The sequence below is a fragment of the Brevibacillus sp. 7WMA2 genome (assembly GCF_010748895.1).
Taxonomy (GTDB): Bacteria; Bacillota; Bacilli; order Brevibacillales; family Brevibacillaceae; genus Brevibacillus_B; species Brevibacillus_B halotolerans.
Window position 1 is genome coordinate 4915415 of the sequence record NZ_CP048799.1, and the last position, 22171, is coordinate 4937585.

At 41.5% G+C, this 22171-nt stretch carries 21 protein-coding genes; 18 read left to right on the forward strand and 3 right to left on the reverse strand.

Going from position 1 to position 22171, the window contains the following annotated elements; genetic code table 11:
- Nucleotides 1–20 precede the first annotated feature (20 nt).
- The 12 genes from GOP56_RS21190 to GOP56_RS21245 all read left to right on the forward strand — a co-directional run bounded on the left by GOP56_RS21190 (nt 21) and on the right by GOP56_RS21245 (nt 12368).
- Nucleotides 21–1436, forward strand: coding sequence for a sigma-54 interaction domain-containing protein (locus tag GOP56_RS21190; RefSeq protein ID WP_163246564.1), 1416 nt, complete (start codon nt 21–23; stop codon nt 1434–1436).
- Nucleotides 1437–1607: 171 nt separating this feature from the next.
- Entirely contained in the window at nt 1608–2972 is a 1365-nt protein-coding gene (gabT, locus tag GOP56_RS21195) for a 4-aminobutyrate--2-oxoglutarate transaminase (RefSeq protein ID WP_163246565.1), read from the forward strand.
- 1 nt (nt 2973) lies between these two features.
- Nucleotides 2974–4398, forward strand: coding sequence for an aldehyde dehydrogenase family protein (locus GOP56_RS21200; RefSeq protein ID WP_163246566.1), 1425 nt, complete (start codon nt 2974–2976; stop codon nt 4396–4398).
- Between the two features lie 271 nt (nt 4399–4669).
- Nucleotides 4670–5134, forward strand: a complete 465-nt coding sequence (locus tag GOP56_RS21205) for a DUF1284 domain-containing protein (protein ID WP_163246567.1) — start codon at nt 4670–4672, stop codon at nt 5132–5134.
- Between the two features lie 165 nt (nt 5135–5299).
- A complete protein-coding gene (locus GOP56_RS21210) occupies nt 5300–5629 on the forward strand; it encodes a hypothetical protein (protein ID WP_254068499.1) in 330 nt (109 codons plus the stop codon).
- Between the two features lie 90 nt (nt 5630–5719).
- Nucleotides 5720–6247: an ACT domain-containing protein gene (locus GOP56_RS21215; RefSeq protein ID WP_003335082.1), complete on the forward strand. Its 528-nt coding sequence runs from the start codon at nt 5720–5722 to the stop codon at nt 6245–6247.
- A 561-nt stretch (nt 6248–6808) separates the two neighbouring features.
- A complete protein-coding gene (gene coxB, locus GOP56_RS21220) occupies nt 6809–7828 on the forward strand; it encodes a cytochrome c oxidase subunit II (RefSeq protein WP_003335081.1) in 1020 nt (339 codons plus the stop codon).
- Between the two features lie 36 nt (nt 7829–7864).
- Entirely contained in the window at nt 7865–9712 is a 1848-nt protein-coding gene (gene ctaD, locus GOP56_RS21225; protein WP_003335080.1) for a cytochrome c oxidase subunit I, read from the forward strand.
- Nucleotides 9712–10338 (forward strand): cytochrome (ubi)quinol oxidase subunit III, encoded by a 627-nt coding sequence (locus tag GOP56_RS21230; RefSeq protein ID WP_003335079.1) that lies wholly within the window; start codon nt 9712–9714, stop codon nt 10336–10338. The genes ctaD and GOP56_RS21230 overlap by 1 nt, the downstream gene beginning before the upstream one ends.
- 1 nt (nt 10339) lies before the next feature.
- Nucleotides 10340–10654, forward strand: coding sequence for a cytochrome C oxidase subunit IV family protein (locus tag GOP56_RS21235; RefSeq protein WP_003338982.1), 315 nt, complete (start codon nt 10340–10342; stop codon nt 10652–10654).
- A gap of 318 nt (nt 10655–10972) precedes the next feature.
- Entirely contained in the window at nt 10973–11878 is a 906-nt protein-coding gene (locus GOP56_RS21240; protein ID WP_068792067.1) for a cytochrome c oxidase assembly protein, read from the forward strand.
- 31 nt (nt 11879–11909) lie between these two features.
- On the forward strand, nt 11910–12368 hold the full coding sequence (locus GOP56_RS21245) for a DUF420 domain-containing protein (RefSeq protein WP_003335075.1): 459 nt from the start codon (nt 11910–11912) through the stop codon (nt 12366–12368).
- Between the two features lie 159 nt (nt 12369–12527).
- On the opposite strand, the gene gerQ is transcribed toward GOP56_RS21245, so the two are convergent.
- Together gerQ and GOP56_RS21255 are read right to left on the reverse strand one after the other, a co-directional pair.
- Nucleotides 12528–13010, reverse strand: coding sequence for a spore coat protein GerQ (gerQ, locus tag GOP56_RS21250; RefSeq protein WP_003335074.1), 483 nt, complete (start codon nt 13008–13010; stop codon nt 12528–12530).
- Nucleotides 13011–13028: 18 nt separating this feature from the next.
- Entirely contained in the window at nt 13029–13451 is a 423-nt protein-coding gene (locus GOP56_RS21255; protein WP_163246569.1) for a cell wall hydrolase, read from the reverse strand.
- Between the two features lie 184 nt (nt 13452–13635).
- Between GOP56_RS21255 and GOP56_RS21260 the strand changes: the two genes are divergently transcribed.
- On the forward strand, nt 13636–15045 hold the full coding sequence (locus GOP56_RS21260) for an amino acid permease (RefSeq protein WP_163246570.1): 1410 nt from the start codon (nt 13636–13638) through the stop codon (nt 15043–15045).
- Between the two features lie 258 nt (nt 15046–15303).
- Entirely contained in the window at nt 15304–16428 is a 1125-nt protein-coding gene (gene ald, locus GOP56_RS21265; RefSeq protein ID WP_003335070.1) for an alanine dehydrogenase, read from the forward strand.
- A gap of 185 nt (nt 16429–16613) precedes the next feature.
- Here the strand turns inward: ald and GOP56_RS21270 are convergent, their stop codons facing one another.
- A complete protein-coding gene (locus tag GOP56_RS21270; protein ID WP_003335069.1) occupies nt 16614–17189 on the reverse strand; it encodes a YqaA family protein in 576 nt (191 codons plus the stop codon).
- 252 nt (nt 17190–17441) lie between these two features.
- On the opposite strand from GOP56_RS21270, the gene GOP56_RS21275 reads away from it, so the two are divergent.
- The 4 genes from GOP56_RS21275 to GOP56_RS21290 all read left to right on the forward strand — a co-directional run bounded on the left by GOP56_RS21275 (nt 17442) and on the right by GOP56_RS21290 (nt 22045).
- Nucleotides 17442–17660, forward strand: a complete 219-nt coding sequence (locus tag GOP56_RS21275) for a hypothetical protein (RefSeq protein WP_163246571.1) — start codon at nt 17442–17444, stop codon at nt 17658–17660.
- Nucleotides 17661–17742: 82 nt separating this feature from the next.
- The gene (gene mqnC, locus GOP56_RS21280) at nt 17743–18849 is read left to right on the forward strand and encodes a cyclic dehypoxanthinyl futalosine synthase (protein WP_163246572.1); all 1107 of its coding nucleotides are present in this window, start codon (nt 17743–17745) and stop codon (nt 18847–18849) included.
- A gap of 362 nt (nt 18850–19211) precedes the next feature.
- Entirely contained in the window at nt 19212–20084 is an 873-nt protein-coding gene (locus tag GOP56_RS21285) for an FMN-binding protein (protein WP_163246573.1), read from the forward strand.
- Between the two features lie 80 nt (nt 20085–20164).
- A complete protein-coding gene (locus tag GOP56_RS21290; RefSeq protein ID WP_163246574.1) occupies nt 20165–22045 on the forward strand; it encodes an FAD-dependent oxidoreductase in 1881 nt (626 codons plus the stop codon).
- Nucleotides 22046–22171: the final 126 nt, after the last annotated feature.

The window sequence follows — 22171 nt, forward strand, 5'->3', positions numbered from 1 at the left end:
AAGATTTACGGAGGATAAAGATGGACAAGGCAGACACGGACAAATGGATGGGTCGTATTTTAGAACAGATCGTCCACTATTCGCATGAGCACCTGCTTATTACCGATGGAGATGGTGTAGTTCGGCTAGTTGGGCCTACGTGCGAAGCCATTTATGGTAAAAAGCAACAGGAATTACTTGGACGAAATGTAAGGGAATTGGAGGGAGCTAAAATTTTTTCTCCGTCAGCTACTCGTTTGGTTCTGGAATCAGGGGAAGCCCAGACAATGATGCAGGAGACGATTTATAAGCAAAAGCTGATGGTGTCTGCCTTTCCCATTTGGAAAACGCCTGATGAATTGGAAGGTGTAGTTAGTTTTTCACATGATTTGACTGAGATTCTTGAATTAAAACGCCGCTATGAGAATCTAACACAGCAATTGAAGCAATTCGAAAATGAGATTGAGGAACTGCGTGAGAAAAATAGTGGTTCCGATCAAGTTGTAGCAGTTAGCCCAGCTATGAAAGAAATTTATCGTTTAGTAGAAAAAGTAGCGGGGGTAGATTCAACGGTTCTTATTTTAGGGGAATCAGGCGTGGGGAAAAACGTTATCGCCCGGGAAATACATCAGCGAAGCCGTCGTTCACATGGAGAATTGGTGGAAATTAATTGCGGGTCAATACCCGATGGACTATTAGAGTCTGAGCTATTTGGTTATGAGGCAGGTTCTTTTACGGGAGCTGCTAAAGCTGGGAAGATGGGGATAATCGAACGGGCTAATCAGGGAACCCTATTCCTAGATGAATTGGGAGAGCTACCCTTGTCCTTACAAGCCAAGCTGTTAAAAGTCATTCAGGAAAAGCGGCTACAGCGTATCGGAAGCACTACGTATCGAGAGGTGGATTTTCGCCTAATTGCGGCTACGAATCGAGATTTGGAGGAAATGGTCAGGAATGGGACGTTCCGCCAAGACCTGTACTTTCGCTTACATGTGATTCCGCTACGAATACCACCTTTACGTGAGCGAAAGGAAGATATCGCTGCCCATTTGAAATGGACCTTACGTTCTTTAAATGATCGGTACGGACTACAAAAGCGACTTTCCTCTCAAGCGACCCAAGTACTCCTAAAATATGATTGGCCGGGTAATGTTCGAGAGCTTGAGAATGTTTTAGAAAGAATGGTGGTCATTGCTGACGAGGATACGCTAACAGCCGAACATCTACCAGCTGAAATCCGTTCGTTACGTCTTCCTGCAATTCTCTCAGGTGAACATTCCTTACCTCCAACTGTTCCCCTGAAAGAAGCTGTGGAGAGATTAGAGAAAAGTATGCTAGAACAGGCAGCTAACATTTGCCAGACAACGGTAGAAATGGCACAAATGTTAGGAATCAGTCAGCCTTCTGTAGTGAGGAAGGTAAAAAAGTATCAGATAAAACGATTCAAAAATGAATAATTATTTATAAATGAATAAAAATCTGATTTCTAGATAGAGTGTTTTGTATGGTCATGTTATTTTCTCCACTTCAATACTTTGGCACGATAATTGCTAGTGATAAAATAGTAGAAAATTGGCTGAGTAGCAAATATATAAAAGCGTAGCCAAAATATGAAGGGGGAGTATAACATGGCAACTACTAGATGCGTATCCATAAACACCAGCATTCCAGGACCAAAATCAATGGAGCTGATTGAGAAGCGAAAGACCTATGTACCTAAAGGTGTAGGTAATAATTCACCTATTTTTGTAGAAAAGGCAGATGGGGCACTGGTTCATGATGTAGATGGTAACGTGTTGCTTGATTTTGCAGGCGCAATTGGAACATTGAATGTAGGGCACCGCCCGGAAGAAGTCGTTGAAGCCATCAAAGCCCAGTTAGATAAATACATTCATACATGCTTTCATGTAGCGATGTATGAGCCCTATCTTGCTCTTGCTGAAAAATTGGCAGAAATCACTCCAGGCTCTTTTGAGAAAAAAACAATTTTATTGAACAGTGGGGCAGAGGCAGTTGAGAATGCCGTAAAAATTGCTCGTAAATATACAGGCAGATCAGGTATCGTTTCATTTACACGCGGATTTCATGGGCGAACATTGCTCGGCATGTCTCTTACCAGTAAAGTGAAGCCATACAAATTCCAAATGGGGCCGTTCGCACCAGCTATCTATAAAGCGATGTTTCCCTATCCCCTACATCGTCCAGGTGGTATGACAGAAGAGGAGTATGCTGAGTTCTGTGTTGGACAATTTGAGGATTTCCTGTACACAGAAGTAGCCCCGGAAGAATTGGCTGCAGTAATTATGGAGCCGGTACAAGGCGAAGGTGGCTTTATAGTTCCACATCAAAGATTCGTGCAAGGCATATATAACATCTGCCGCAAGCATAACATTTTATTTATTGCCGATGAGGTACAAACAGGCTTTGGGCGCACCGGTGAGATGTTTGCCTCCACGCATTTTGGTATTGAGCCGGATTTGATTACTATGTCTAAGTCTCTTGCCGCTGGTTTACCCATCAGTGCGGTTCTCGGGCGTGCGGAAATTATGGACGCACCTGCGCCTGGAGAAATTGGCGGAACCTATGGAGGAAGTCCGCTTGGATGCGCAGCCGCCCTAGCTGTTATTGAGAAGATAGAAAAAGAAAATCTAGTAGAACGAGCTCGCCAGATTGGTGAACAAATCATGGAGAATTTTACTGCCTTACAACAAGAGGTGCCGATTATCGCAGAAGTTCGCGGGTTAGGGGCAATGTGTGCCATTGAACTTATTCATCCTTCGACCAAGCAGCCGATGAAAGAATTTACGGCTATTTATACAAAAGCCTTATGTGAACAAGGTGTCATTGTGCTATCAGCAGGTGTACATGGGAATGTGCTACGCTTTTTGACACCACTTGTTATTACTGATGAGCAATTGCAAGAAGGTCTAAGCATAATGAACCGTCTTTTAGTCAGCATGTATCAATCAACAGTAGCGACGGAGGTAAAATAACATGAAGAAGCATTTATATATCAACGGTACTTGGAAGGAAGCAAAGGAATACCAAGCACTTACATCACCATTTTCGAAAGAAGTCATTGCACAGATTGGTCAGGCTGATCGAGATGATGTAGAGGAAGCGATTGAGGCGGCAAAGCAGGCAACTGCGATTATGGCGAAAATGCCTGCCCACCAAAGAGCTACCATTCTGGAAAAAGCAGCGGCGATTATGGAAAATCGCAAGGAAGAATTAGCTCGACTCCTAGCATTAGAAGCGGCTAAACCATTGAAGACTGGTCGAGCAGAACTAGCCCGTACCATTCAAACCTATAAATTTGCTGCGTCAGAAGCCCGGAGTATTCACGGTGAAACCGTTCCGTTAGATGCCGCTCCTGGCGGAGAAGGCCGACTTGCTTTTACTGTACGCAAGCCAATCGGAGTTGTAGGGGCAATTACTCCATTTAATTTCCCATATAATCTCGTAGCACATAAAGTAGGCCCAGCTATTGCTGCCGGTAATACAGTCGTTTTAAAACCTGCCGGGCAAACTCCACTCGCCTCCTTGGTATTGGCTGAGATTTTTGAAGAAGCAGGTTTACCAGCAGGGGCACTTAATGTGTTGCCAGGGAAAGGAAGCGTAGTTGGAGAGGCACTTGTTACAGACCCGCGTATTGCTGCTATTACCTTTACTGGCAGCCCAGAGGTTGGAATCTCTCTAAAGGGAAAAGCAGGATTAAAACGCGTTACTTTAGAATTAGGCTCCAATGCGGCACTGATTATCAATGATGATGTAGAGCTGACCCAAGAGCTGATTGATCGTTGTACATTTGGTGCATTCACATTTGCAGGACAGGTTTGTATTTCTGTACAACGGATATTTGTACACGAGAGCAAATTTGCAGACTTTGTGGAAAAGATGAAGCTAGCCGCAGAGAAGATGGTAGTGGGAGATCCGCTTGATGAGGCAACGGATCTGTCCTCCTTAATAGCTCCAAAAGAGATTGATCGAATGGAGGAATGGGTTAGTCAGGCTCAGGGCTTAGGTGCTAACGTGGTGACAGGTGGGAAAAGACTGGCTGAGCGTTTGTATGCACCAACGATCCTAACCGATGTGCCTACTCATGCAAAGGTATCTTGCCAAGAAGTGTTTGGACCACTAGTAATGATAACCCCATTTTCAACATTAGATGAAGCAATTGCCATGGTTAATGATTCTCGTTATGGCCTACAGGCAGGTATTTATACAAATAATATTCATGCAGCGATGAAAGCGGCCGAAGAGCTTGAGGTCGGTGGCGTTATGATTAATGATTTTCCAACATTCCGTGTAGATAACATGCCGTATGGTGGTGTTAAGGAAAGCGGTTTTGGTCGTGAGGGCATTAAATATGCTGTTGAAGAAATGACTGAATTAAAGCTAATCAGTATCAAATTATAATTAGGATAAAATTGGAAGGGGTCAGAAAGCAGGGAATAAATATCCCTATGAAGAAATAATTACATTTGTTCAAAAATAAGAAAAGATGGTATTATGAATGCAAGGATCTTTGTCCATATTGTTTTTTTCATAGACAAAGTTCACTTACTACCCAATCCAAATCTTTACCCTGTTCGAGCAGTTTGCTTGGATAGGGTATTTTTTTATTCGTTTTTAGGTGGGGCTTTGGGGGATTACATGCTATAGTCGAAATGACACGGGAGGTGGTTGGGTGGTAACAGATAGAGATGCCAAAAATAGTATTACATTACGCGGACATCATTTATTGTGTGTACATGGGTTTAGGGGAATGGGTTATAGCCCGGCCTTTGCGGTCAAAATGAAGGAGATTGTTGAAAGAATTAGGGATCATCAAGACGACTTCCCTATTCGAGTGGTTCATGCTTTAGATGATACCTGTCAATATTGTCCGAATAAAGGAGAAGGGATTTGTGTAGCTGACCCAACCTCAGAAGAGCATGTGCAGACAATGGATTTGGCTGCTCTTGAACAACTGGGTCTGATACCTGGACATATATACCGCAAGTCTGAATTGATTGAGCGGACAAAAAACAGGGTGGAGCCTGCCGACTTAGATCGGATTTGTGCAGGCTGCTCTTGGTTATCTTACGGGGTTTGCAAAAAAGGAATTGCGTTGCTAAAGGAAAACAAGTACATGGAGATAGATGCCATTTGATGGTTTAGAGCAGGGAGCAGATCACTTTATCGCAGCAGTAGCAAGATCTGTACAAATCTTTTAGGCATAGTCCATCGAGCATTTTTTAGTCAGGCTCTGTGTGGAAAGGTATGGAAAAGGAGAGAGGAGGGCATAAAGAAAGAAAAAAGCAGGTAAAGAAAGGAGATGTCTTACTTGTCAACAACACCAGCTCCTGATAAAAAACCATATTATTTATCCATTCACCCTCATTCTGTAAAGGGAGATATTATCGACAATCCTACAGATACGTCTTTTGATTATGAAGTATTAGCTACACCAGGCGAGATTAGACAGCTTCAGGAGTTATTTGAAATGGCCTACGACGAAGACCTAGGCGGCGAACCTGAGGAATATGATGAGGCTCTTGATCAGATCTATCAGCTTATTTACCACTTAGGCAGCTCAGACACTCGCAGGAGATTAGAGAGTATTGGCATCCATGGTGAAGATCACAGTGGAAGTACAAATATGTAAAAAAGTAGAGTTTTCCCTTCTGTAGGCATTGCTAATTATCCTCGGACGATGTATATATATGATACATTGACAGACGAGAGGGGAAACAGTATGACAGACTACTCAGGGCTACGCTCATTGGCTAAATTAGTGGAGCGTTTTGAGTCCAACATGGAACAAGTAACACTTACCATCATGACTGCAGATGACCGAGAACAAATTGTTACTTTGTTACTTGCCGGATTGCACGAATTAAATCCAGATATGCAAATAAAAATAGAAAATAGTACAGGGGAATACGCCAGTCATGTTGCCCAGCTTATCGTGGGAGACAACAAGTATGTGTTCTCCAAGGATTATAGAGAAACCTTTATAAGTGAGATGAATGTATACGCGTGCCGTATAACAGCAGAGACTCATGGGTTATTGGTGTACCATCATGATTACCCTGGCGTTATTCACGATGTTTCACGTATTTTGGCGCAGCATGAAATTAACATTTCAAAATTGAACGTCTCTCGTGAACAAAAGGGAAAGCTGGCGTTACTGGTTTCACTAACGGATGAGGAGATACCAGCCGAAGCAATTGAACAGATTGAAACGTTGCCTAATGTTACGAAAGCGATTTCATTGCAGTAACTTCAAGGCAAAACAAAAAAGCATGAAAAATGGAGAAAAAGGAAACTAGAGCGGAAAACATGGGTTTTCCGCTCTTTGATAGCGCTTGCAAAACATGATATGATTATTTTGTGATCAATGAAAAAAATCACAAAGGAAAGAGTCACCAGAGTCAAAAGAGTTACATTTGTATGAACAATTTGTGAATTCTTATCGCTCTTTTCCTAAAACAGCCGGAAATTGTTTACAATAGATGTATCTGTTTTTAAAATTAGCTTTTGTCAGTCTAGCCTCAATTTATTGTTTATTTACAATTGCGGCAAAACGACGCTACATATGAATGAGAAGGGGGCTATAATGGAACAGATAACCCAGTTTGTAAAAATTTTCATTTAGTAAGAAGAAAGATTTGTTATCATGATTTGTTCTTTTTACCAAATTTACATAATAACTATTGCCTCTAGTGGTAAAGATACGGAGCACATTCTAGATAACAAACATGATTGCATTAGTAGACTTAGTGTGATTACTATTAGTAAGTCTATTAAAGGTAAAAAGGAGAGAAAGTGAGGCTAGATCGCAATGATGAGACGATTGCAGCAAGTCGGGCGCCTGCTTCCTATGTTAGTAATGGTAGCGCTTTTACTAACTGGATGTGGCGACCCTTATCTGTCTGCACTGCAGCCTAAAGGGACTGTAGCAGGCATGCAATATGACTTGATTAAGCTTAGTGTTACCATCATGTTAGGCGTCTTCACTGTGGTTGTCGTTATCTTTACCTATGTATTGATCCGATACCGTAAACGTAAGGGCGATAACAGTATTCCAGAACAAATCGAAGGAAACCACAAGTTAGAAATTATTTGGACGGTTATCCCTTTCATTCTTTTGATTGTTCTTGCGATTCCGATGGTTTCGACAACATTTACATTGGCAAAGGATTATTCAAACGACAAGGATGCTCTTCAAGTCAAGGTAACAGGACACCAATTCTGGTGGGAGTTTGAATATCCAGATTTAAAAATTAACACTGCTCAGGAATTATACATCCCTGTCAACAAAAAAGCGTACCTTTCTTTAGAGGCTTCTGATGTTATTCACTCTTTCTGGGTACCAGCACTAGGCGGTAAAAAAGATACAAACCCAGGTATGACCAACCATATGTGGCTAGAAAGTCCAGTTGAAGGAACCTTCCAAGGACGATGTGCCGAGCTCTGTGGTCCGTCTCATGCTTTGATGGATTTCAAAGTAAAGGTTGTATCACAAGAAGAGTTTGATAAATGGGTAGTACAAATGACAAAAGGTGAAAATGCACCTGCTGAAAATAAAGCTGTTGCAACGCAAGGAGAAGAAGTCTTTAAACAAAGCTGTATTTCCTGCCATGCTGTTGATGGCAATGGTGGTAAAATTGGTCCAGACTTAACTAATTTTGGTAATCGCCAAACTGTAGCAGGTGTGTTGCCTAACGACAAGCAACACGTTGCTGAATGGTTGAAGGACCCAGAATCAGTGAAGCCTGGTAACTTGATGCCTAACCTGAAGTTAAATGATGATCAGGTGGATGCTCTTGTTGAATACCTGTCCAGCTTGAAACGTCAATAATAGCTGAATTTTGAATCTAAAAGAGGGGGCAAAACCGTGGCTCAACATGTTCGTCCAAGAAATACGGGCTTGTGGGATTGGATCACAACCGTGGACCATAAAAAAATCGGCGTTCTGTACCTATTAGCCGGTGGATTCTTTTTCTTGCTTGGTGGACTTGAAGCATTGCTGATGCGTATTCAGCTCATGTATCCAAATAGTAAAATGTTCATTGGCTCCACGTTTAATGAATTGCTAACGATGCATGGTACCACTATGATCTTCCTAGCTGCCATGCCATTGATTTTTGCTGTCATGAACGCAATCGTACCGCTACAAATCGGTGCGCGTGACGTAGCATTTCCATTTGTAAACTCACTAGGCTTCTGGCTGTTCTTCTTTGGTGGGTTGTTGCTTAACGTAAGTTGGTTCATGGGCGGTGCACCTGATGTAGGTTGGACAGCGTATGTGCCATTATCTTCAAACACATACAGTCAGACCGCTGGGGTAAGCTTCTATGTACTAGGTTTGCAGATAGCTGGTTTGGGAACATTAATCGGGGGGATTAACTTCCTGGTTACAATCATTAACATGCGCGCACCAGGGATGACCTTTATGCGTATGCCGATGTTTACTTGGACAGCATTTATTACTTCTGCATTAATCTTGTTCGCGTTCCCTGCGATCACTGTAGGTTTAGTTCTATTGATGTTTGACCGAATTTTCGGAGCACAGTTCTTTGAAGTAGCTGGCGGCGGTAACGTACTGTTATGGCAGCACTTGTTCTGGATCTTTGGTCACCCAGAGGTTTACATCCTAATACTTCCAGCATTTGGTATGATCTCTGATGTTATCAGTACCTTTGCGAAAAAACGTCTGTTTGGATATTCCGCTATGGTTTTTGCGACCATGGTTATCGGTTTCTTAGGCTTCATGGTATGGGTTCACCATATGTTTACAGTAGGTTTGGGTCCGGTAGCTAACTCGCTCTTCTCGATTGCGACGATGCTGATTGCCGTTCCTACCGGTATTAAAATCTTTAACTGGCTATTCACTTTGTGGGGCGGTCAAATTCGCTTTACCACAGCTAATCTGTTCGCTACAGGCTTTATTCCGACATTTACCATCGGTGGTATGACCGGGGTTATGCTTTCTGTAGCACCAGCAGACTATCAATATCAGGACTCTTACTTTGTAGTAGCTCATTTCCACTATGTTCTTGTTGGTGGTATGGTGCTGGGGCTGTTTGCAGCCTTCTACTACTGGTGGCCAAAAATGTTTGGTAAATTACTAAATGAAGCAATTGGTAAATGGAACTTCTGGCTATTCTTTATCGGTTTCCATTTAACATTCTTCCCTCAGCATTTCCTTGGCTTGATGGGTATGCCGCGTCGTGTATACACCTTCTTACCAGGTCAACAGCTGGAATTAGGAAACTTGATTTCCACTGTAGGTGCCATCATTATGACTGTCGGTACCGTGTTGTTTATTGTTAACGTGATTTACACGAATGCAAAAGGTAAAAAGGCTGTGGCAGATCCATGGGATGGTCGTACGCTTGAGTGGTCAATTCCTTCTCCAGCACCTGAGTATAACTTTGCTCAAACACCTCGCGTGCGTGGTCTTGATGCTTTCTGGGTTGAGAAAATGGCAGGCAACAAAGCAATGACTCCGGCTGAACCGCTTGGCCCGATTCATATGCCGTCTCCATCTGTTTTGCCATTCCTGATGTCTGTAGGGATGTTTATTGCAGGATTTGGTTTTATCTATCACAAATATGTGCTGGTCTTCGTAGGATTGGGGCTGTTTTTCCTTTGCATGTTTGCCCGTTCCATTAAGGATGACCATGGTTTCCATATCGAAGTAGACGAGATTAAGGAAACAGAAAAAGGGGGTAGGCTGTAATGCAACACACGGATCATGGTGTTCTACCTGCTGAGCCTGAAAAGGCAACCCTTGAAGGCAGAAATAAAATACTTGGCTTCTGGCTTTTCCTAGGTGGAGAAATGGTATTGTTCGGTTCTCTATTTGCTACGTATTTGGCTCTTAGAGATCAATATGTATCAGGACCAGCTCCGCATGAAATCTTTAAAGTTGAACTGGTTGCTATGGCGACAATTTTACTTTTGACCAGTTCTTTAACGAGTGTATTTGCCATCATCGGAATGCACCGTCATAACTTCAAAATGATGATGTTCTGGTTTGCTGTAACCGTTGTACTAGGATTTGCGTTCTTAGGGCTAGAAATTTATGAGTTCTATCACTATTACCATGAAGGTCATACAATGACTAGTAGTGCATATGGTTCCGCTTTCTACACGTTAGTCGGATTCCATGGAGCGCACGTATTGTTCGGGGTTACATGGATAGCAACCCTGATGGTTTCTGCTATGAAAAAGGGTCTGACAGTGGTTACTGCACCGAAGTTCTATATTGCAAGCTTGTACTGGCACTTCGTTGACGTAGTGTGGGTATTCATTTTCACAGTCGTGTACCTAATGGGTATCATGTCTGGACAAGGAGGAGCATAAGATGAATCAACACAATCATTCATCTCAACCTTCAAAACATTCCCATGCCCATAACACTAGCATGAAGCCACATATCGTTTCATTTATTTTGTCCATTGTATTAACAGCATTAGCGTTTGCGGCGGTTATCTACATGCCAGATAAAAAAGGTTTCGTTTATCCTTATATTATCCTGTTAGGTACCGTGCAGGCATTAGTGCAATTATACGTGTGGATGCACTTAAAGGATAAAGGCCATCTATTTCCAGTGGTGGCAATTTTCACTGGGGCGTTTATCATGGTAACATGCGTTGTCATGGCGCTGTATTGGGTATAAAGGTAAGGGAGAAGGTCCAACTTTGATTCTACAAAGGTGAAGACTTAGCCCCGATCCTGTTAAAAGCGGGCTACTTGAGTAGCTCGCTTTTTTCGTAAAGACTAGCTTGTTCTGCTAGTAACCAGACTGAGTAATTGGTTTGTTTTAGTGCTTTTATAGAAAATATGGCAAACAAGTGAACAGGGAGAATGCATTTCCATTCTAACCTACTAAAAAGCAAGTTGGTTGCTAGCTTGTCCGAGATCGGTTCAGTATAATATACATGTATGTTTCCACTTATCAGAAAATAGAAACCTTCCGCATGAGAGGGGGATATGGATGGGTACCCATGAACAGCATTTACTTTTGCATGGTTATCAACCGAAGTTTGCGGAGTTATGGAATCCTGAATTTTTAGCTTTTGTTGTCTTGCTTGGTGTGGCATATTTTATGTTAATTGGCCCATGGCGTAAACGGTTTAGTAATGCAGAGCCTGTTTCAGTAGGAAAGCAGATTACGTTTATGATCGCTCTTCTTACCTTATATGTAGCGATGGGAAGTCCACTCTATTTTTACGGGCATGTGTCGTTTACCTTGCATATGACCCAGCAATCATTGTTAGTAATGATTTTCCCACCACTTTTTGTGCTGGGCCTGCCAGTGTGGTTTATAAGAGCAGTTCTACAACCGGTTTTTGTAAGAAGATGGTTTGATCGTCTAACAAAACCGTTGATATCTTTATTTATGTTTAATTTATTTTTCTCTGTTTATCATATTCCGCTTGTACTTGATTTCGTGATGCAGTACCATGGAGTTCATATTGCTTATAAGCTCCTGTTATTAATTACAGCCTTCATGATATGGTGGCATATTATCTGTCCCGTTCCAGAGTTACAACGGATTAAAAACGTCAAGCTAATGGGGTATATCTTTGCAGCGGGTGTGCTTATGACACCGGCCTGTGCGTTAATCATATTTGCTTCCCAATTGGTCTATGAATCTTATAGCTATGGACCGCAATTGTTTGCCATCCTACCGATACTCGATGATCAGCAATTGGGTGGTGTTGTGATGAAGATGGTACAGGAAACAGCATATGGAGTTGGGCTATGGCATGTGTTTTCTAAATGGTACCGTGAGGAAAATCCGACAACGGGTATTGATGAAATCGATCCGCTTGAATCCTTTGAACCCATGGAACAGCGAAAAGAACTCACTATCGTTCCCACTAGTGGGCGAGTATAAATTTTAAAAAAGAATAAGAGGAAGTGATCGAGTGCTAACGTTGTTGCCTGCACTTAGTACAAGTTTTATTGCCATCAGTGCAATCCTTGTAGCAATCGGTTGGGTTCAAGTAGCCAAACGAAAATTTGAGGCCCATAAAAAAACAATGATTGTTGCATCCGTGTTTGCCCTAGCATTTTTCATTATTTATATGTCTCGAACGATTTTCGTGGGAAATATGAATTTCGGCGGACCGGATGAATTGCGCTTATACTACCAAATCTTTTTGATATTCCATATCACCTTGGCTACAACAGCAGCCGTTTTTGGATTGGTAACGTTATATTTAGGTTTTACCAAGCAATTTGCTAAGCATCGCAAATGGGGGCCAGTTACTTCTATTATCTGGTTCGGTACAGCGATTACCGGTATAGCTGTCTACTTTTTGTTGTTTATCATTTATCCAGGTGGAGAGACATCAAGCTTATTCCGAACCATTTTGGGCTTCTAAGTAAAGAATAACATACGCATTCAAAAAGCAAGCAACAAGCCTCCAGAGTTACTTTCAAGTGTACGTGGAGGCTTGTTGCTTATATTGTTCCACTACTCATAATAGGGAACCAGTTTATTTGTACATGGACGAGTTGTCTCTCTTGGTAATGACTAAGGATTAACGTGTACGAGCAAATGGATTTACTGGTGGAATGTAGTTAATTTCTTCATCAAAGGTAACATAATTTAGGTTTAGCATCAGAAGCAAATAACGCATACCGGTTTGCGGATCACTAAGGATGATATGATCTCGACCAGCAGTTTCGATGACTCCGCGGAAAATTTTTGCATTCCATTCGCTGTTATTTTCATAGGTCATATAGAAGGTACCGACTTTTCCTCGATTGAGACGTAAAATATTTTCTACGTATGATTCTTCGACTACTGGAAGGGGACCACCGGGTATAAAGCTTCCATTTGCATTCGGAGGCACGAGTTGCTGGGGCTGTTGCTGGATTTGTAGGTTAGGACTTACCTGTGTGGGACCCATTTGTGCGGATGGTGTCTGCTGTTGTGGAGTAGGGTAACATGGATACATATAGCATTGTGGATAATAAGAAGTGGGCTCGAATTCTTGCTGAGCATAAGTATTATAATACATCTGGTTTTTCTCTCCTCTTTAATAAACTCTAGGGCAATCCTGAACGGTTGGTGCAAAGAAACAATGTGCCTTAAATCGTCCTGTGTTTCTCTGGTTGAACCAAGTGGGAGGGCAGCTACCTACCGGGCGAAAGAACCAAAGTCCGTTGCTTGCAGGATGTGTCCTTTCTCCATTAATTACGCGTTTGGCCAAACGTTTCTCTGATTCTCTAGCCATTTGATAGAAATACGGTTTTTGAACAGATTCATATCCGCCGGGACTTTGATATACCATTTGAGGGATGGTTCGTATGTTTTTAAAATCTAAGCAGTTGGCAAGGACACGGTTAACAGAAACATTTCCGACCATTAACATTCCAAGATTTCCTTCTCCTTCAGCTTCTGCTCGAAGCAGCCTAGCTAGCATGTTAAGATCACTGGTGTTGTACTTAATAACAGCCATTCATTCACCTCCCCTTTATCTCTCCTCTTTCAATATATAAGTGTTTTCTTCGATAGGTGATTGTACAGTATAAAAAAACGAGTTTTTTTGAATTTTTAAGAAAAATCTATAAATAGAACAAAATGAATATTGTGTGGTAGGATACTTATGTGAAGGAAACAGTTATCAATCAAGGGGGGGCAATATGAGCAATCTTTTGAGAAAAAAATCAGTTACTGACTTATTGAAACAAGGTCAAAACAAATCATTAAACAAAACACTAACATCCTTTGATCTTTCTTTACTAGGCATTGGGGCAGTGCTAGGAACTGGTGTTATGGTACTTACAGGTATTGTAGCAGCTAGAGATGCTGGTCCTGCTGTTATTCTTTCGTTTATGATTGCTGCACTTGTTTGTGGTTTTGCTGCCTTTTGCTACTCAGAATTTGCTTCGACCATCCCGGTTTCTGGAAGCGCTTACACCTATACGTATGCAACACTAGGTGAATTTGTAGCGCATCTGATGGGATGGACATTATTATCTGTTTATTTTCTTACCACTTCAGCAGTTGCTGTTGGATGGTCTGCTTATTTTAATAATCTGCTGACTGGTTTTGGCTGGGGGTTGCCTGAACAGTTGGTCAGTACGCCGATGAGTGGCGGAATTATTAATCTACCGGCTGTTATCATTGTCTTACTAATCACTTTTGTATTATCTCGTGGAACAAAAGAAAGTAAGAAGTTTAACAACTTCATGGTATTAGTAAAGCTACTGGTGATCTTACTGTTTATCGCTGTAGGTGTATTTTATGTTAAGCCTGAAAATTGGAACCCATTCTTGCCGTATGGCGTTGAAGGAGTTTTTGCTGGAGCAGCAGCGGTATTCTTTGCGTTCCTAGGCTTTGATGCAGTATCAACCTCTGCAGAGGAATGTAAAAACCCGCAAAAGGCTTTGCCAGTAGGAATTATCTCATCACTTGTTGTTTGTACGATCCTTTATGTTATTGTGTGTCTTATCATGACAGGCATCACTTCTTATAAGAACTTAGATGTACCTGAAGCAATGGCGTATGTCCTGGAGCTTGTAGGTCAGGATACGGTAGCGGGAATCGTTGCTGTAGGAGCCGTTATTGGTATTATGGCTGTTATTTTTGCTTATGTATTTGCTGGCACTCGTGTAATCTTTGCGATGAGTCGTGATGGGCTGCTTCCAAAACGCTTCTCTAGTGTTAATAAAACAGATACACCTGTATTTTCTACATGGCTAACAGGATTAATCAGTGGTGGAATTGCAGGATTTGTAGAAATTAAGGAACTATCTAATTTAGCAAATATCGGTGCGTTACTCACGTTTGCTATGGTTGCATTATCAGTTATCGTACTTCGTAAAACGCATCCAAATTTGGAGCGTGGCTTTAAGGTTCCATTAGTTCCGTTCATTCCTATCTTAACAATGGTATTCTGTGCGTTCCTCATGATTAATCTTCCAGGAGCAACCTGGATGTATTTTGCAATCTGGGTGGCCATCGGAACGGTTGTCTATTTTGTCTACTCTAAGAAACATAGTTTGCTAGAGAACGTGGGCTCTTCGGACGGATCTAAGAAAAGAAGGTAATTTGATAGGTAAAAATCATATTTTCATGTAAAGATAAGAACAAGTCACCAGTAGGGGATAGCTGGTGACTTGTTCTTTTTATATACTTCAAAACTATCAAACAACTTAGGAGAATGTGAATTTATAGATTTTTTGTAAGCGCTTTCATTTTCGGTTCGTACATGATACAATCAATGCGTGGATAAAGCTTCTACTTTTGAATTAATCATCAGAACTGTTTGAAACTATTTATGTTTAACTTACTGAGGAGGTCGAAACATGCGCATCGGTATTCCAAAGGAAATTAAAAACAATGAAAATCGAGTAGCTATGACACCAGCAGGAGCAATGAATTTGGTGAAGAATGGACATGAAATCTTCATCGAAACATCCGCAGGGTTTGGCTCTGGATTTACTGATGAACAATTTGTAGCAGCTGGGGCTAAAATCGTCCAGACTGCACAAGAAGCTTGGGGAATGGACATGGTTATGAAAGTTAAGGAACCATTGCCTTCCGAATATCAATATTTCCGTGAAGGACTTATTCTGTTCACATACTTACATTTAGCTCCAGAACCAGAATTAACGAAAGCGTTAGTTGATAATAAAGTTATAGGGATCGCTTATGAAACCGTTCAACTGAGCAATGGCTCACTTCCGTTGTTAACTCCTATGTCAGAGGTTGCAGGGCGCATGTCTACCCAAATCGGCGCTCAGTTCCTAGAAAAACAGGAAGGCGGTAAAGGTATTCTCCTCGGCGGTGTGCCAGGGGTCCAACGTGGCAAAGTAACCATTGTTGGTGGAGGAGTAGCCGGTACTAATGCTGCGAAAATGGCAGTAGGTTTAGGTGCTGATGTTACCATTATCGACCTAAATCCTGATCGCTTGCGTCAAATAGAGGATATTTTTGGACATAGCGTAAAAACCCTGATGTCCAATCCATTTAATATTGCACATGCCGTACAGGAATCTGATCTAGTGATTGGGGCTGTTCTTATTCCAGGAGCAAAAGCACCAAAATTGGTTTCAGAGGAAATGGTTAAATCCATGCAACCAGGCTCGGTTCTAGTAGATATTGCAATTGACCAAGGCGGTATTTTTGAAACAACCGATCGTATCACTACTCATGATAACCCAACGTATGAAAAACATGGTGTAGTGCATTATGCGGTGGCTAATATGCCTGGCGCTGTTCCACGCACATCTACGTTTGCTTTGACAAACGTGACGGTTCCATATGCGGTGCAAATCGCCAATAAAGGCTATCAAAAGGCATGCTTAGAAAACCCTGCATTACTAAAAGGTATAAATACATTGAATGGACATGTAACATATCAGGCTGTTGCACAAGCATTGGGCTATGAGTCTGTAGATGCGAAGGAATTGCTAGAGCAGCAAAGCTAAAAAGCATAGAGTTGATATAAAAAGGGCTATCGTACATCGTAGAAGATGGATAGCCCTTTTTGGTGTGATTCTTATCGTTTGAGAGTTTCGTATTTTACAATCATCGTTGAACAAAAAGTCATCTCGACCAAAGGACTCTACTTTGAATGTAGGAGCCTCAAGGGCCAGGATAGCGATTAAAACATTTACTTTTTAGCAGCACGTCGCTTTCTTATTTGCATAAAGATCAGCCAGCCTACGGCAAGTAGAACAGCTACAATTAAAAGAGAAACATCCATATACTCATCAATTAACAATTTTGCTTGCTTTCCATATAAATGGAAGATTAAACCGATGAGAAAAAATTTAAAACCCCGACCAATAACAGCATAAACCATTAGTTTTTTGAAGGAGAAGCCGAGTACACCAGATAGGATGGTAAATACCTTAAAAGGAATAGGTGTAAATGAGCCAATGATAATGGCAGCATCACCGTTTTTAGTCATTTGTTCTGTAGCGAGACTGATCCATTTTTCCGGAACGATTTTGTCCATCAGCGGTTTACCGAACAGTTTACCGAGAATAAAGCCGCATGGTGCCCCCAGTAAAGAGCCGATGAAAGCAAAGAGAGCATATTCAATAGCAAGTGAAGGCTCCAATAGACTCATTGCAATCTGTAAAAAGAATGGGGGAAACGGCAAGATGATTGAATCTAGAAAGGAGAGTGTAAATAATCCCCACGCTCCGTATTGCTGAAAGATTTCATTGATTTGGTCAAGCATCGTAGTCTCCTTTATGTATAAAGTCGATTTTTCTTGTAGTCAAGGATCGAACAAAATTCGTACTTATTTAGATGTATGGTCGTCCAGTCTGGGATATGACAAGTTCGACCAATATTATAGCATGCTACAAGGTTATACGCACACTTGGGCAAAAAGGATTCAGTTTTTTCTCAATCTACACAGATAGTTGACGTTCTCAAACTTCTCTACTACTATTAAGATAAAAATTTTGAGAATTCCGAGGGATTGCATATGAAAGATATTGGTTCTGGAGTCATAATTTTCTGTTCGCCAGATGGAAAGCGTCAAGAGCTTAAAGGAGAAATTGTAGTACGAGGGGATCGTGTCTCCGTAACGGAAATCATTCGCTTCAATGGTCAGCCGAATGGTGCACGTGAAATTAATTTACCTCTAGCAAACTGTGTCATTTATTGGGAACCGGAAGTTTACGAAGAGATTGGCTACGAATAGCACTATACTTCTAGCGTAGGCAGGAATTTAATTTTATGATAGGATGAAAGGTGGAATATGCACAGGATAGGAGGAATTCCTCTTGATTGATCATATATTGGACAAAGCTCTTCGTGGCGAGCGACTTCAATTAGAGGATGGTTTAGCCCTTTTTGCTTCTGATGAAATTGAGAAAATAGGTCATGCAGCGAATCAGATCATGCAAAAGTGGCATCCTGAACCGATCACGACCTTTGTCATCGGACGGAATATCAACTATTCCAATGTCTGTGATACCTATTGCCGTTTTTGCGCCTTTTATCGCCCGCCTGGCTCGAAGGAAGGCTATGTTCTTCCAAAAGAAACAATTTTCGAAAAGATTCAAGAAACAGTTGATGTTGGCGGAACAGAAATTTTAATGCAGGGTGGTACGAATCCTGATTTAAAACTATCCTATTTTACGGATTTGCTACGCGAGATTAAACAGCGCTTCCCGACCATTACGATGCACTCTTTATCTACAGCCGAGGTAGCTAAAATGGCTGAGGTCTCCAATGTATCAGTTGAAGAGGCCCTAAGACAGCTAAAAGAAGCTGGTTTAGATTCTTTGCCAGGAGCAGGCGGAGAAATTCTGGACAATCGGACACGTAAAAAGATTTCGCGTTTAAAAGGAACCTGGGAGCAGTGGGTGGATATCCAAAAAGCAGCCCACCGAGCAGGTCTGCCTGGAACGGCTACGATGGTTATCGGTTTTGGTGAAGAAATGGAAGAACGAGTGTTATCTTTGCTGCGCATTCGTGATGCTCAGGATGAGACAAATGGATTTAAGGCTTTTATTGTCTGGACCTTCCAGCCTGATAATACCAACATGAAAGCTACGAAAAACACTCCAGAAGAGTATCTAAAAACATTGGCGATCAGCCGTTTGATGCTGGATAACATACCTAACTTTCAATCCTCCTGGGTAACAATGGGACCTGAGATCGGTAAACTGTCCTTGTCTTATGGAGCTAATGATTTTGGCTCGACTATGATGGAAGAGAATGTTGTATCAGCAGCGAAATGTGCTTACAAGGTAAATACAAACAAAATCCTAGAGTTAATCCGTGAAGCGGGAAAAATTCCTGCTCAACGCAATACCGCCTATGAAACTCTACATGTGTTTCAAGAGAGCGAATGGGCAGAGACGGATTTTGTTATGCAAAATTAATGAGTGTAGAGAACCGAATGAAAGCTGGCTTATTGATAGGTAATCGTCAGCTTACTTGATACAAAATCATAGTGAAAACTCGTCTTTTTATAGGACGGGTTTTTTTGTATATGAAGATTGTATGACGTTTTAAAGCGTTTTCATGCTGGGAATATTCATATTTTTCATTCATTTATCTCGTAGATTAGAATAAACAAAATCGTTCTCCAGATTGTCAAAAAAAGGCCTGTTTTTTAGCCTAATTTAACATAAAAATGGAAATAAAAGGTCTTGATTATTTAGTTAGGAATGTTAGAATGATGGCGTAATGATATTTGTGTAATTTTTCACATGCGTGTGGAGAAAAAGGGAGGAGAAAGAAAATGAAAAAACTTTCACTGATGATGGCAAGTGTATTAGCAGTTTCTATGCTAGCAGGATGCGGTGCTGCTACACAACCTGCTCCTGACAAGAAAACAGAAACAGCCGCCCCGGCTAATGCAACGGATAAAAAAATGGCGGATGGCGTGTATTACGCTCAACAAAAAAATGCTGATGCGGATTGGAACTATGCAGTTGTACTGGATGTAAAGGATGGAAAAATTACCAATGTGAACTGGACTGGGATCAGTAAAGATGCGGGACCAGATAAAAAAACAGTATCTAAAGATGGCAAATATGGCATGAAGGAAAAAGCAAAAGCTCAAGCTGAGTGGCATGAACAAGCCGAAAAAGTAGAAAAATTCTTGATAGAAAAACAAGATCCAGCGGCAATTACAGTGGATAACGAGGGAAAAACTGATGCCGTTTCAGGTGTATCGATTAAGATAAATGACTTTACTGCTTTGGTAACGGAAGCATTAGCGGCAGGTCCACAACAACCAGGTCCTTATAAAGACGGTGCATACCATGCGGAACAGCCAGAATTCGAAAAAGATTGGAAATATACAGCGGACTTTACTGTGCTAAATGGTAAAATTGTTGCTGCGAACTGGAATGCAATCAACGAAAAAGGTGAAGCAGACAAGAAAACCCAGTCTAAAGAAGGCAAGTATGGCATGAAGGAAAAAGCAAAAGCACAGGCTGAGTGGCATGAGCAAGCAGCAAAAGTAGAACAGGCTCTAATTGAAAAACAAGACCCAGCAGCAATTACAGTAAATAATGAAGGCAAAACAGATGCGATTTCAGGTGTATCTATTAAAGTAAACGATTTCGTGAAATTAGCTGAAGAGGCTCTAAAAGACGCGAAAAAATAAGGCAATTATGCATAGGGGGATTACCATTGCTGGTGAAAATCGTCAACGGGTAATTATCTATGGAAATGAGAGGACATGCTATGAAAAAAATAATTGTACTAGGCGGAGGTTACGGTGGTGTCTTGACAGCGAAAAAGCTGGCAAGCAAATTTAAAAAAGATACCGACGTCCAGATTACATTAATAGACCGAAAGCCATTCCACACTCTTCTAACGGAATTACATGAAGTAGCGGCTAATCGTGTTGAAGAGGACTCCATAAAAGTTGACCTGAAAAAGATTTTTGCAAAACGGAAGGTTGATGTGGTGCTTGATGAAATTTCCACGATCGACTTTGCTAGCAAAAAATTAGTGTCCGAGAATAGCACCTATGAATATGATTACCTAGTAATGGGGACAGGCTGTAAGCCATCCTTCTTTGGAATCCCTGGTGCAGAGCAGAATGCGTTTTCTCTTTGGTCCTTCGAGGATGCTGTTCACCTACGCGAGCAAATTCGCAGTATGTTTATTAACGCTTCAAAAGAAACGAATAAGCAAAAGCGTCAGGATATGTTGAGCTTTGTGGTAGTCGGTGCTGGTTTTACTGGCATTGAGATGGTGGGGGAATTAGCGGAATTCCGAGATGAATTATGCAAAACCTACGCCATAGAGCCATCTGAAGTGCAACTACACGTTGCTGATATGGCACCAAAAATCTTACCCATTTTGCCTGACAAGCTCATTCAGAAGGCAGAGCGACATTTACATAAGTTAAACGTTAACATTATTACAAACAGTAAAATTACTGGTGTTTCTCCAGATGGAGTTGAGTTGGGCGAGAGAGGATTGCTTCGCTCTAAAACAGTTGTCTGGACAGCAGGTGTCGAAGGCTCTGACCTATTGGAAAAGGTCGAATTAGAACAAAAGGGTCGCAAGCGTATCGTGGTTAATGATAAGCTACAGAGCCCTGAGCATAGCAATGTGTATGTCGTAGGGGACAACATTTTCTTTATTCCAGAAGGTGAAGAGCGCCCTGTACCCCAAATGGTAGAGAATGCTGAGCATTCAGCTCCAATCGTTGCGCATAACATCTATGTAGATGTGAAAGGTGGTACACACAAGTCCTACAAGCCTACATTCCATGGCTGTATGGTATGTATCGGTAGCCGCTATGGTGTAGCTAGTGTAGGAGTGCCAGGAAAAATGTTCTTGATGAGCGGCTTCATGGCAATGTTTGTTAAGCACTTTATCAACATGGTATATCTGGTTCAAATTTGTGGTTTTAATAAAGTTTGGTCTTATCTCATGCATGAAATTTTCCATGTTAATAATAGACGCAGTTTCTTAGGCGGGCATTTTAGTAAACGATCCCCTAACTTCTGGTTAGTACCTTTACGTGTTTTGGTCGGCGCCATGTGGTTGTCAGAGGGCTTAGCGAAAATGAACAAAGTGCTAAAGGACCCTACTAACATCTTCTTAATACCGCCATCTCCAAAAGCGGTTGACGGAATTACGTCAGCCTCACAAGCCGTACAGGATGTGGCCCAAACGGTAGATACTTCTTCGGCTGCTTCAGCAGTCGCTACAGCGAAAGAAGCGGTACAGGCACTCCCCGTACCTGGGTTTATTGACAGTATGGTAAAAGGCTCAATGGATATGTTCTTCTACAATGCAGATGGAAGCTATACAGCATTAGCCTCTGTGTTCCAAACGATGATGGTCTTCGCTGAAGTAATATTTGGCGTATTGTTGATCATCGGTTTATTCACAGCTATATCTTCCATAGCTACAGTCTGTATGGGTTTAATGATTTGGTCTTCCGGAATGGCTCCATATGAGATGCTTTGGTACCTTGGAGGAGGTATTGCCCTCATTGGTGGTTCTGGAAGCACATTGGGTCTGGACTACTATGTATTACCACAACTAAAAAAAGTGTGGAAAAAAATCCCGTTCGTCAAACGTTGGTATTTATACGTAGACTAATTGTATAACAAGATAGCTATATCATGGAATGGGGGAATGTGCTGTGAATTGTACATTCCCCTTCTTTCCACATATAGACCCATTAGTAGATAGAGAGATACGAAAAAGAAAAGCGTGAGTAGGGGA

Coding starts and splice junctions, on each gene's coding strand:
- GOP56_RS21190 (WP_163246564.1), top strand. CDS start 21: ATGGACAAGGCAGACACGGACAAATGGATGGGTCGTATTTTAGAACAG.
- gabT (WP_163246565.1), top strand. CDS start 1,608: ATGGCAACTACTAGATGCGTATCCATAAACACCAGCATTCCAGGACCA.
- GOP56_RS21200 (WP_163246566.1), top strand. CDS start 2,974: ATGAAGAAGCATTTATATATCAACGGTACTTGGAAGGAAGCAAAGGAA.
- GOP56_RS21210 (WP_254068499.1), top strand. CDS start 5,300: ATGTCTTACTTGTCAACAACACCAGCTCCTGATAAAAAACCATATTAT.
- GOP56_RS21215 (WP_003335082.1), top strand. CDS start 5,720: ATGACAGACTACTCAGGGCTACGCTCATTGGCTAAATTAGTGGAGCGT.
- coxB (WP_003335081.1), top strand. CDS start 6,809: ATGATGAGACGATTGCAGCAAGTCGGGCGCCTGCTTCCTATGTTAGTA.
- GOP56_RS21230 (WP_003335079.1), top strand. CDS start 9,712: ATGCAACACACGGATCATGGTGTTCTACCTGCTGAGCCTGAAAAGGCA.
- GOP56_RS21235 (WP_003338982.1), top strand. CDS start 10,340: ATGAATCAACACAATCATTCATCTCAACCTTCAAAACATTCCCATGCC.
- GOP56_RS21240 (WP_068792067.1), top strand. CDS start 10,973: ATGGGTACCCATGAACAGCATTTACTTTTGCATGGTTATCAACCGAAG.
- gerQ (WP_003335074.1), bottom strand. CDS start 13,010: ATGTATTATAATACTTATGCTCAGCAAGAATTCGAGCCCACTTCTTAT.
- GOP56_RS21255 (WP_163246569.1), bottom strand. CDS start 13,451: ATGGCTGTTATTAAGTACAACACCAGTGATCTTAACATGCTAGCTAGG.
- GOP56_RS21260 (WP_163246570.1), top strand. CDS start 13,636: ATGAGCAATCTTTTGAGAAAAAAATCAGTTACTGACTTATTGAAACAA.
- ald (WP_003335070.1), top strand. CDS start 15,304: ATGCGCATCGGTATTCCAAAGGAAATTAAAAACAATGAAAATCGAGTA.
- GOP56_RS21270 (WP_003335069.1), bottom strand. CDS start 17,189: ATGCTTGACCAAATCAATGAAATCTTTCAGCAATACGGAGCGTGGGGA.
- GOP56_RS21275 (WP_163246571.1), top strand. CDS start 17,442: ATGAAAGATATTGGTTCTGGAGTCATAATTTTCTGTTCGCCAGATGGA.
- GOP56_RS21285 (WP_163246573.1), top strand. CDS start 19,212: ATGAAAAAACTTTCACTGATGATGGCAAGTGTATTAGCAGTTTCTATG.
- GOP56_RS21290 (WP_163246574.1), top strand. CDS start 20,165: ATGAAAAAAATAATTGTACTAGGCGGAGGTTACGGTGGTGTCTTGACA.